The organism is Vibrio sp. 10N.222.55.A1 (genome assembly GCF_041473835.1).
Taxonomy (GTDB): domain Bacteria; phylum Pseudomonadota; class Gammaproteobacteria; order Enterobacterales; family Vibrionaceae; genus Vibrio; species Vibrio crassostreae_C.
On the sequence record NZ_JBFRSX010000029.1, the window covers coordinates 1 to 10,693 of the forward strand.

Annotated in this window: 11 protein-coding genes; 8 read left to right on the forward strand and 3 right to left on the reverse strand. The window is 44.5% G+C overall.

Annotated features, from left to right (window positions below):
• Nucleotides 1-614: 614 nt before the first annotated feature.
• The 3 genes from gpmM (at nt 615) to AB4493_RS09350 (ending at nt 3,257) form a co-directional block, all read left to right on the forward strand.
• Nucleotides 615-2,147, forward strand: a complete 1,533-nt coding sequence (gene gpmM / locus AB4493_RS09340) for a 2,3-bisphosphoglycerate-independent phosphoglycerate mutase (RefSeq protein WP_017067156.1) — start codon at nt 615-617, stop codon at nt 2,145-2,147.
• Between the two features lie 350 nt (nt 2,148-2,497).
• Entirely contained in the window at nt 2,498-2,944 is a 447-nt protein-coding gene (locus tag AB4493_RS09345) for an HI0074 family nucleotidyltransferase substrate-binding subunit (RefSeq protein WP_017093683.1), read from the forward strand.
• Nucleotides 2,934-3,257, forward strand: coding sequence for a nucleotidyltransferase family protein (locus AB4493_RS09350; RefSeq protein ID WP_372103415.1), 324 nt, complete (start codon nt 2,934-2,936; stop codon nt 3,255-3,257). The genes AB4493_RS09345 and AB4493_RS09350 overlap by 11 nt, the downstream gene beginning before the upstream one ends.
• A 15-nt stretch (nt 3,258-3,272) precedes the next feature.
• Here AB4493_RS09350 and AB4493_RS09355 read toward each other — a convergent pair whose 3' ends face one another.
• Nucleotides 3,273-3,461 (reverse strand): hypothetical protein, encoded by a 189-nt coding sequence (locus tag AB4493_RS09355; protein ID WP_017071100.1) that lies wholly within the window; start codon nt 3,459-3,461, stop codon nt 3,273-3,275.
• Nucleotides 3,462-3,569: 108 nt separating this feature from the next.
• Complete coding sequence (locus tag AB4493_RS09360; protein ID WP_372154906.1) at nt 3,570-4,055, reverse strand: methylated-DNA--[protein]-cysteine S-methyltransferase; 486 nt, start codon at nt 4,053-4,055, stop codon at nt 3,570-3,572.
• Nucleotides 4,056-4,210: 155 nt separating this feature from the next.
• Between AB4493_RS09360 and AB4493_RS09365 the strand changes: the two genes are divergently transcribed.
• Nucleotides 4,211-4,489: a type II toxin-antitoxin system RelE/ParE family toxin gene (locus tag AB4493_RS09365; protein WP_017067997.1), complete on the forward strand. Its 279-nt coding sequence runs from the start codon at nt 4,211-4,213 to the stop codon at nt 4,487-4,489.
• Complete coding sequence (locus AB4493_RS09370; RefSeq protein WP_017067998.1) at nt 4,489-4,785, forward strand: HigA family addiction module antitoxin; 297 nt, start codon at nt 4,489-4,491, stop codon at nt 4,783-4,785. Before AB4493_RS09365 ends, AB4493_RS09370 begins: the two co-directional genes overlap by 1 nt.
• Nucleotides 4,786-4,847: 62 nt before the next feature.
• On the opposite strand, the gene AB4493_RS09375 is transcribed toward AB4493_RS09370, so the two are convergent.
• A complete protein-coding gene (locus AB4493_RS09375) occupies nt 4,848-6,197 on the reverse strand; it encodes an MATE family efflux transporter (protein ID WP_017067999.1) in 1,350 nt (449 codons plus the stop codon).
• Nucleotides 6,198-6,415: 218 nt separating this feature from the next.
• Here AB4493_RS09375 and AB4493_RS09380 point away from each other — a divergent pair, with 218 nt between their 5' ends.
• The 3 genes from AB4493_RS09380 to ltrA all read left to right on the forward strand — a co-directional run.
• Nucleotides 6,416-6,706 (forward strand): co-chaperone GroES, encoded by a 291-nt coding sequence (locus AB4493_RS09380; protein ID WP_010433998.1) that lies wholly within the window; start codon nt 6,416-6,418, stop codon nt 6,704-6,706.
• Between the two features lie 206 nt (nt 6,707-6,912).
• Nucleotides 6,913-8,559: a chaperonin GroEL gene (gene groL / locus AB4493_RS09385; protein ID WP_017061290.1), complete on the forward strand. Its 1,647-nt coding sequence runs from the start codon at nt 6,913-6,915 to the stop codon at nt 8,557-8,559.
• Between the two features lie 1,132 nt (nt 8,560-9,691).
• The coding region (gene ltrA, locus AB4493_RS09390; protein WP_372154907.1) for a group II intron reverse transcriptase/maturase at nt 9,692-10,693 on the forward strand (1,002 nt) is incomplete at its 3' end.

Consider the following 10,693-nt stretch of genomic DNA (forward strand, 5'->3'; position numbering starts at 1 on the left):
TTAAGATCCTGTCTATGTAGGGAGCTTAATCTCAATTTGCGACCTGTTTTACTCAGCTTTCATTCCAAGATCTAGATTAATGACCAAACTTAGTAAATCCTGGGTCACTGACGTTTGGATTGGTGAAGGAGCATGCTAACAATAACAATAACAACACAACCATTGCGGATCTAGTTTGACTCATGCGAACTAGCTCATTAACCAAGCGTGCATTGTCACTAGTTCCGATAATGGAGGCCAGCATTCTGGGAATTGGTTATCATCGGGAGCTAGGTGTTAGTTGTCAGAATTTATATGCTTCAAACTAGCATTGGTATAGGGGGCAATATGAAAAATACTCAAGCTTGTGAGATTTCTCCGATTATTAAAGCTTTAAGAAAACAGACTTGACGGAGTAGCCATCATCTAATTCTTAGGCTAACAGGGATTATTTATATAAACTTTAGTTTGGAAACAAAGTATCGGTCACCATCAAATGACGCTTTTTTTCACATTCGATCATCCTACCTGCGCCCTTTCTTGATCTTCCACTACAGTTTTGACTGTAAACTGTAGTAAAATTACGCTAATTTGTTTTTATACCGATTTATTTTGAATTGAACGAGGTCAGTCCTATGTCAGCTAAGAAGCCAATGGCTCTAGTGATCCTTGACGGTTACGGTTACCGTGAAGACAACCAAGACAACGCTATCGCGAACGCTAAAACACCAGTATTAGACGGTCTTATTGCTAACCAACCTAACACGCTAATCTCGGCTTCTGGCTTAGATGTAGGCCTACCTGATGGCCAAATGGGTAACTCAGAAGTGGGTCACACCAACATCGGTGCGGGTCGCGTGGTATACCAAGATCTTACTCGTATTACTAAGTCAATTTCAGATGGTGAGTTCGGCCAAACTGAAACGCTAGTGAACGCTATCGATAAAGCGGTGAAAGCTGAGAAAGCGGTTCACATCATGGGCCTTATGTCTCCAGGTGGCGTTCACTCTCATGAAGATCACATCTACGCAGCTGTTGAAATGGCAGCAGAGCGTGGCGCAGAGAAAATCTACCTACACGCATTCCTAGACGGTCGTGATACACCGCCACGTAGCGCAGAAAACACATTAGCGCGTTTCCAAGAGCTATTCGCTAAACTAGGCAAAGGCCGTGTGGCTTCGCTTATTGGTCGCTACTACGCAATGGACCGTGATAACAACTGGGATCGCGTTCAAGAATCTTACGACCTACTGACCCAAGCAAAAGCTGAGTTCACATTCGACACTGCAGTAGCTGGCCTAGAAGCGGCTTATGCTCGTGATGAAAACGATGAGTTTGTAAAAGCGACTGAAATCAAAGCAGAAGGCGAAGAGTCTGCCGCTATCGTAGATGGCGATGCAGTTATCTTCATGAACTACCGTGCTGACCGTGCTCGTGAAATTACACGTGCATTCGTTCCTGATTTCGATGGTTTTGCTCGTAACGTATTCCCAGCGATCGACTTCGTGATGCTGACTCAATACGCAGCAGACATCCCGCTTCTATGTGCATTCCCACCGGCTTCTCTAGAGAACACTTACGGTGAATGGCTATCGAAGGAAGGTAAAACGCAGCTACGTATCTCTGAAACAGAGAAATACGCGCACGTTACTTTCTTCTTCAATGGTGGTATCGAAGACGAGTTTGAAGGCGAAGAGCGTCAACTTGTTGCTTCTCCAAAAGTAGCAACTTACGACCTACAGCCAGAAATGAGCGCACCAGAGCTAACTGAAAAGCTAGTTGCAGCAATCAAAGGCGGCAAATACGACGCGATCGTTTGTAACTTCCCTAACTGTGACATGGTTGGCCACACTGGCGTTTACGATGCAGCAGTTAAAGCCGTAGAGTCGCTAGACGAATGTCTTGGTAAAGTGGTTGAAGCAATCAAAGAAGCTGACGGCCAACTGCTTATCACCGCAGACCACGGTAACGCAGAAATGATGGTTAACCCAGAAACGGGCGGCATCCACACGGCGCACACTAACCTACCTGTTCCACTTATCTATGTAGGTAGCAAAGACGTTGAGTTCAAAGAGGGCGGCAAGCTGTCTGACTTAGCACCAACGATGCTTTCTCTGTCTGGTATCGCAATTCCGGCTGAGATGTCAGGCGATGTGATCGTTAAATAGTCAGTAGTTAAATAGTTGTTTGGCTCAGCGGCTCACGTTGAGCTTTAACGATTTTGAAAGCCCGCACTTAAAAGTGCGGGCTTTTTTATAGATGTGAGATACGAGTAAGCGAGATGAGAAGAGCTTAAGAACGGATGCGTGATGTGAGATACGGGTAAACGAGTAGCGAAGAGCTTAAGGACAGGTATTGGGTAAGAAAAACATGCAGGGGAGAACATAAGGGCACGACCTTAAACAAAAGACGAAAAGAACGGCCTTGATAAATATCGAAAGAGTGACATTTCTTGAATGATTAGGTAGCTTAAGGCTCATACTATACTTGTCTTTTACCTTATATTTAGGCTGTTTATATGAACTCAAACCCAGACCGTTGGAAGCAACGACTGCAAAACTTAATGAAAGCGCAGCAAAGACTTGAGAGAGCGTGCTCACAAGATAGCTACAATGAGTTAGAGCTCGCTGGGTTAGTACAAACTTTTGAATTTTCTTTTGAGCTGACATGGAAGACCCTTAAAGACTTACTTGAGTTTGAAGGGTTTGATGTGGCTTCGCCGAGGAGCGTTTTTCGTACGGCCTTAGAAGCTAAGCACCTGTCTTCGGAGCAGTGTGAGATTATGCTTGAAGCACTCATAAAACGAAATTTATTGTCCCACACCTATGATGAGGAAAATGTCCTTGAAGCTCAGTCACTGATCTTAGAGTCATTTTCACCAGTGATAGGGCAAGTCACACTCTATTTAAAGCTTAAATGTGATCAAGAGGGTCAATGCGAACAAGAGGTTAAATGTGATCGATAGTTATTTGGTTAAACCAGACTCGGTCGGCCTTAAGCCTCATCAGTATCAGCTGATTGAGGATATTGTTTTGAATCATGCTTTAGTCATTCATGCCTGGGTATTCGGTTCTAGAGCCCTTGGAACTTATAAAGATAACTCCGACATCGATATTGTTATCGAGGGGCATGGGATTTCGTTAAGTGTCGTCGCAGGCTTGCAAGATCGTTTAGAACAGTCGTCGCTTCCATTCAAGGTTGACTTGCTCGTTAAACATAGAATTACATCGAATGAGCTACTTGCCCATATTGACACTTATGGGATTAAACTAAAGTAACCGAACGTATTATTATCAGCGTAACGGTGATGTTGATTCTTGAACCGATTGTTTACGTTTTGCCAGTTTATCTCGAATCTGAGTACCTGAATTGACTCGGCCATGTTTTTTATCATCAATAGAAAACGATAATAGTTTCATTAGCGCTATAGCTCCATCTCTACGCTTTCGATCTTCATAAGATTCAATCGTATCAGTGGACATTACCATCACCTCTTTGTATGAAATTTTAAATATAGACTATATGTTGTCTGGTGATAATGGCGCTTCTTGATGGTGAAACTTTATATTATTGATCTAGCGAGGTAAGGTTTACTTCTTTTTATTTAAGATCGAACGCTCAAAATCTAACAACCACTCTTTGCGATTCATACCGCCGGTGTAGCCGGTTAATGTTCCATTCGCGCCGATGACTCTATGGCAAGGCACAACAATACTAAATGGGTTCTTGCCATTTGCACCACCCACAGCTCTTACTGCTTTTGGGTTATCCATTATTTTCGCTTGTTCACCGTAACTGATGGTTTCGCCATAAGGAATGGTTGTTAAAGCTTGCCAAGCTACTTTTTGAAAGTCAGTGCCTTTTATCGCTCTTAATGGCAAATCGAATTCTATTCGTTGACCTGCGAAGTACTCATCTAACTGTTTCGCTGCCAGTTGGCAAAGGTCATCTGGATTGCTAGTCATTAGCTCTTCGTGATTTACATGGTCAATTTCAATAAGCGACACACCATTGCTCACAATGATCATCTTGCCAATTGGTGCGTCATAAAGCATTTTGTAAGTGGTGTCTTCCATGTCATCTTCCTTCTTTTAGTCTTTTTCTGCTCTCAAGCTCTTCGAATCTCGTATCTGTTTTTGAGGCTCTTCGCATCCCGTTTACCCGAATCTCGCATCTGCTCTTAAGCTGCTTGAAATTTGATTCATGATGCGCAACACGCTACACTCTCTGTATGATTAAAACATTCAAGCATAAAGGTCTCAAAAAGTTTTTTGAGACTGGCAGTAAAGCCGGTATTCAAGCTAAGCATGAGCGTAAGCTTAGGATGCAGTTGGCAGCTATAGATACTGCAACCATTATTGATGATGTTGATCTACCTGGCTTTAAGCTTCACCCATTAAAAGGGGATAGAGATGGTATTTGGTCAATCACAGTAAATGGTAATTGGCGTATTACTTTCGAATTTATTGATGGTAATGCCTATATTTTAAATTATGAGGATTATCACTAATGAGTATGCACAACCCTCCTCACCCAGGTGAGTTTATTTATGACCTATATATGGAACCGTTTGGTTATAGCTGTCGTTTTGTTGCAAAGCAGCTTGATGTATCCCCTTCTACGCTGAATCGTGTTCTTAAAGGCCAAAGTGCAGTTTCTCCTGAAATGGCTTTACGTCTTTCTAAGTCACTGGGTAGAACCCCGGAGAGTTGGTTAACAATGCAGGATCACTATGATCTGTGGCAAGCAAAACAGAACGTTAATCTAGCGAAGGTAAATACGATCAACTTTGCTCTAGCGACATAAATATAACGAAGATGGACTAAGCGCTGCGTAGTCAGCGTTTGTCTTTCAGTTTTTGGTTTGTACTATCCCTCTTCGTATCCCGCATCTGCTTTAGCCCTCACACGAAGTGCAAAGCAATACCCTGAAATACCACCCATGATGTTCCCCAAGGCTAAACCAATAAACAACCCTTCGACACCATCAATTTGGCTGCCTATCCACGCAAAGGGCAAGGTAAACACAAACAAACGCATGAAGCTCCATTGAAAGGCTTTGAGTGGTTGATGCATGGCATTCATTCCACTGATCAGCATCATCACAATACCTTGGAATCCATAGCTAAAGGGGACGACCAACAAGTAATGCCACAAAATGCCTCGTACGGATTCTTCTTGAGAGAACAGGGCAGCTAAGGGGATGCTCAACGGCACCATCATTAAGAAAATCAAACCTTGGAACATCACAGCAAAACGCATACTGAGAAACAATGCCTTAAAGCTGCGTTGAGAGTTGTTTGCGCCAAAGTTCTGCGCCATGAAAGGCGTAAGGGCTGAAGTCAGAGACATCAACACAATGATAAGAATGGATTCAATACGCTGAGCAGCACCATAAGCAGCAACGGCTTCGGTTCCCTGTTTGGCCAACATCATCATTATGATGGCACCCGCTAATGGATTGAGCGCATTGGACAGTGCCGCAGGAGTGCCGATAGTCAGTATTTGATACCAATCGCTAAGGATGTTTTTGATATTCGGTAAAGCCAGAAGCTTTTCTCGTTTAATCAAGATGTACAGCGAGCAACACAAAGCGCCAAACCAACTGAAACCACTTGCAATTGCAGCACCTTGAATCCCTAGTTCAGGGAAGGGGCCGTATCCAAAAATAAGCAAAGGGTCGAGAACGCCGTTGATTAACCCTGCCAGCATCATGATTTTAGCAGGCGTTTTGGTATCGCCACTGGCACGAATAGCGCTGTTGCCTGCCATTGGGATCACTAATAGGGGAATGGTGATATACCAGATCAGCATGTACTCAGAGATCAGAGGCAGTAACTCCGCTTCGGCACCCAATAAAGTAAATAAGGGGTCGAGTGAGATAATGCCAACAGCGGAAGCGCAGCAGACCAGAAGTAGCGCGAGTAATAATCCATGGCAGGTAAAGCGTGCTGCATTTTGTGCGCTGCCTTGGCCAAGCAATCGACCGATACATGTCGATAAGCCAATGCCAATCCCCATGGTGATGCAGTTAATCGCAAAGGTAACTGGAAAGGTAAAACTCACCGCGGCTAAGGCTTGGGTGCCAAGCAATGAGATGAAGAAAGTATCGACGAGGTTAAACATCAAGATCGCCACCATACCGAATATGGTCGGTATGGTCATGGTACGCAATGTACTCTCAATTGGGGCAGTTAATAGCCCGTGCTTATCTTGCATGCAAAACGCCGGTAGAAACCAAAAGCGTAGGATAAACAGATGCGGGATACGAGTAAACGAAAAGCAGGGAAAGATGAGGGGTGAGAATCTGCACTTTAGCTCACAATTTTTTCGTTCCCCCCTTGGGATCTTTCACATCGCCCCCAACATATTGTTTGACCCACGCTAATCGTGGCAACTATCAAAATTTAAATGGAAATTATCAGGAGATAAGACCGATGAATATCCGTCCTCTACATGACCGAGTTATCGTTGAGCGCCAAGAAGTTGAATCTAAATCTGCTGGTGGCATCGTTCTAACTGGTTCTGCCGCAGAAAAATCGACTCGCGGTATCATTCTAGCTGTCGGCAAAGGCCGCATTCTAGAAAACGGTTCAGTGCAACCGTTGGACGTAAAAGTTGGCGATACCGTTATCTTTGCTGAAGGTTACGGCACGAAAACTGAAAAAATCGACGGCAAAGAAGTTCTGATTATGTCTGAAAACGACATCATGGCGATCGTCGAGTAATCTATTTTTCATTTAACTCTCAGTAAAAGTTATCAGAGCCAGTATTGGATGATTCATATCGTCATTCCAGAAATGAGGAACGAATTATCTGGAATCTAAACAGAGTGCGATTTGAGTAGATTCTGAATCACGTTCGTCCCTCACTGTTCAGAATGACGCGATAACGCTGAGACGCCCCGAAACAAAGAATTTGAAAGGAAATTAAGATGGCTGCTAAAGACGTTAAATTTGGTAATGACGCACGTATTAAAATGCTAGAAGGTGTAAACGTTCTGGCTGACGCAGTAAAAGTAACGCTAGGTCCTAAAGGCCGTAACGTTGTTCTAGACAAATCATTTGGCGCACCGACTATCACTAAAGATGGTGTTTCAGTTGCACGTGAAATCGAACTTGAAGACAAGTTCCAAAACATGGGCGCGCAAATGGTTAAAGAAGTGGCTTCGCAAGCGAATGACGCGGCGGGCGACGGTACGACTACAGCAACCGTTCTTGCTCAAGCAATCATCACTGAAGGCTTAAAAGCCGTTGCTGCTGGCATGAATCCAATGGATCTTAAGCGCGGTATCGACAAAGCAGTTATCGCTGCAGTTGAAGAGCTAAAAGGCCTTTCTGTTCCATGCGCAGATACAAAAGCTATCGCGCAAGTAGGTACTATCTCTGCGAACTCTGATTCGACAGTAGGTAACATCATTGCTGAAGCGATGGAAAAAGTAGGTCGTGATGGCGTAATCACGGTTGAAGAAGGTCAGGCTCTACAAGACGAGCTAGACGTAGTTGAAGGTATGCAGTTCGACCGTGGTTACCTATCTCCTTACTTCATCAACAACCAAGAAGCGGGTTCTGTTGATCTAGAAAGCCCATTCATTCTTCTTATCGACAAGAAAGTTTCGAACATCCGTGAACTTCTTCCGACTCTAGAAGCAGTTGCTAAGGCATCTCGTCCACTTCTTATCATCGCTGAAGATGTAGAAGGCGAAGCGCTTGCAACTCTAGTTGTGAACAACATGCGTGGCATCGTTAAAGTGGCTGCTGTTAAAGCGCCTGGTTTCGGTGACCGTCGTAAGTCTATGCTACAAGATATCGCTATCCTAACGGGCGGTACGGTTATCTCTGAAGAGATCGGCCTAGACCTAGAGAAAGTAACGCTAGAAGACCTAGGTCAAGCTAAGCGTGTAACTATCACTAAAGAAAATTCAACCATCATCGATGGCGCGGGCGAAGAAACAATGATCCAAGGTCGCGTTTCTCAAATCCGTCAACAAATCGAAGATGCAACGTCTGACTACGACAAAGAGAAACTTCAAGAGCGCGTAGCTAAGCTAGCTGGCGGTGTTGCAGTAATCAAAGTGGGCGCTGCAACTGAAGTTGAGATGAAAGAGAAGAAAGACCGCGTAGAAGATGCACTTCATGCAACTCGCGCTGCCGTTGAAGAGGGTGTGGTTGCTGGTGGTGGTGTTGCACTTATCCGCGCTGCATCTAAAGTTGCTGGCCTTGAAGGTGACAACGAAGAGCAAAACGTCGGTATCCGTGTTGCACTACGTGCAATGGAAGCGCCTATCCGTCAAATCACGAAGAACGCTGGTGATGAAGAATCAGTGGTTGCTAACAACGTTCGTGCTGGCGAAGGTAACTACGGTTACAACGCGGCGACTGGCGAATACGGCGACATGATTGCAATGGGTATCCTAGATCCAACTAAGGTAACTCGCTCTGCACTTCAGTTCGCAGCGTCAGTTGCTGGTCTTATGATCACAACAGAAGCGATGATCACTGATAAGCCACAAGATTCTGGCCCTGCAATGCCTGATATGGGTGGCATGGGCGGTATGGGTGGCATGGGCGGCATGATGTAGTGCGACAAGGGTCGCATTGACTGTTCCTCAGGATAATGTACTGAGGTGGGCGGAAATATCGTTGGATATAACCGCCCTAGTTATCAACTCCGAGGATGTAATGATAACGCTCTGCCTAGAGTTCCTCTCACCCAACCTCCATACCCGAAAGGGTCTTCGAAACGGAAATATGTCAGAGGCAGCGTGCTGCCTCTTAGTTAACTATGCCGATGTGCATTCAAAGTAATAATCTTTGGCACCAACGCGCAGGAAACTGCCTTTAAAAAGGAAAGACATGGGACCGACATGCCAATGGTTTGGCATGCCCTCATAAACTGCAGCTCTTGGCTTCTTAGCTGAAAGTGAGTACTCCTCACTGACAGAACAAGAAGAGGTGCTTCAACAGTCAATTGACTGAAGCTTGTGTTTGTATTGTCTTACTCTCAACAACAGTTTGAGTGATAAGACCTACTTTGTAGCAAGTAGTAGCCTAGGGATAGTGCGAATCTGGTAACGGATTGGTGCGAAGCTTCCTGACAATGTACTCCCTGAAAAGGTGTGTCGTTTGCGCGAGCAAATAATACAGATATCGGTAATGACGACCGATTGAGAGGCTAGGCTTGGTTATAAGGTTAACGTATGTGAACTACTGATAAACAACGTCAGCCGCGACGAGCGAAATGTCTTTGTTTGTAGCAATCAATCTAGGTTGATTACTGCAAGGCGCTCTGACCAAAAGGTATGTGGACAGGTTATTCCTTTTACATCTGGGATTACGCTACTGTTGTGCCACCGTTGAATAGGTAGAACCTAAGTAACTAATTGTACAAATACAGGAACTTGGTAAGCCCAATTATTCGCCCTCGAGGCAGGTAACCCGTAAGGGGAGCTGTTGGATGAGTGGGTATGGGAGCGATGGATAAAGCGAATGCTTGGCTGTAATCGCCAAGATAGAGGTTCAGACTTTGCCTCAACTCGAAAGAGTGCAGACTTCCATTAGGTCTTTAATCGTAAGAAGGCTTGTAAAGCCGAAGGATGACTAGCGAACTTCGTTCGCTGGTTGATACTTGTCCCCCTAAGGGTGAATGATACTTCACCCTTAGGGGAGATCTATCTTCACTCCACATGGGGGATCCACCATGAGGAAAGCAAGATGAGTAAGGCACAGTGTCTACCTGCATTCTCATACTCGAACGATAGCTGGCAAACCATTAATTGGAAGCTATGCCATCAAAGAGTAAAGAAGCTACAAGTACGGATTGCGAAGGCAACTAAACACGGCGATAACAGGCAAATTAAAAAGCTACAGCGCATGTTAATACGCTCTTTTTCTGCCAAAGCGATAGCGGTAAAACGGGTAACCGAAAACCGTGGAAAGAAAACATCAGGTGTCGACAAAGTACTTTGGAATACACCAACTTTGAAATGGGATGCTATTCAATCTCTAACGAGTAAAGGCTACAAGCCAATGCCGTTAAGGAGGGTTTACATTACTAAATCTAATGGTAAAGAACGTCCGCTAGGAATACCGACCATGCGTGATAGAGCAATGCAGGCACTGCACCTGTTAGCGCTAGAACCTGTATCGGAAACCAAAGCGGACAGACATAGCTATGGATTTCGTCCTCACCGCAATTGTGCTGATGCTATTGAACAATGTTTCGTAAACCTCAGTCGCAAGAGTAGTGCCCAATGGGTATTAGAGGGGGATATTAAAGGGTGTTTTGATTTCATTAGTCACGATTGGTTAATCGCTAATATCCCTATGGATAAAGTGATACTCAAGAAGTGGCTTAAATCCGGATTTATGGAATCTGGAAGTTGGAATCCAACAGAAGCAGGTACACCGCAAGGAGGAATTATTTCTCCTGTACTTGCGAATATGGCTTTAGACGGGCTAGATGCGGTGCTGGAATCTCATTTCGGGAAGAAAAACACCAAAGCTAGTTATAAAACTAAGGTTAACTATGTGCGATATGCTGACGACTTCGTCATCACTGGCATCTCGAAAGAGTTGTTAGAGCAAGAAGTACTGCCAATAGTTGAAGCCTTTATGGCGGATCGTGGGTTAGAACTGTCGAAGGAAAAAACATTAATCACACATATAGAGAATGGGTTTGATTTCCTAGGGCAGAACAGGGCGGGATCGCACTTT

Coding starts and splice junctions, on each gene's coding strand:
- AB4493_RS09345 (WP_017093683.1), top strand. CDS start 2,498: ATGAACTCAAACCCAGACCGTTGGAAGCAACGACTGCAAAACTTAATG.
- AB4493_RS09355 (WP_017071100.1), bottom strand. CDS start 3,461: ATGTCCACTGATACGATTGAATCTTATGAAGATCGAAAGCGTAGAGAT.
- groL (WP_017061290.1), top strand. CDS start 6,913: ATGGCTGCTAAAGACGTTAAATTTGGTAATGACGCACGTATTAAAATG.
- AB4493_RS09365 (WP_017067997.1), top strand. CDS start 4,211: ATGATTAAAACATTCAAGCATAAAGGTCTCAAAAAGTTTTTTGAGACT.
- AB4493_RS09380 (WP_010433998.1), top strand. CDS start 6,416: ATGAATATCCGTCCTCTACATGACCGAGTTATCGTTGAGCGCCAAGAA.
- AB4493_RS09360 (WP_372154906.1), bottom strand. CDS start 4,055: ATGGAAGACACCACTTACAAAATGCTTTATGACGCACCAATTGGCAAG.
- gpmM (WP_017067156.1), top strand. CDS start 615: ATGTCAGCTAAGAAGCCAATGGCTCTAGTGATCCTTGACGGTTACGGT.
- AB4493_RS09375 (WP_017067999.1), bottom strand. CDS start 6,197: ATGCAAGATAAGCACGGGCTATTAACTGCCCCAATTGAGAGTACATTG.
- AB4493_RS09370 (WP_017067998.1), top strand. CDS start 4,489: ATGAGTATGCACAACCCTCCTCACCCAGGTGAGTTTATTTATGACCTA.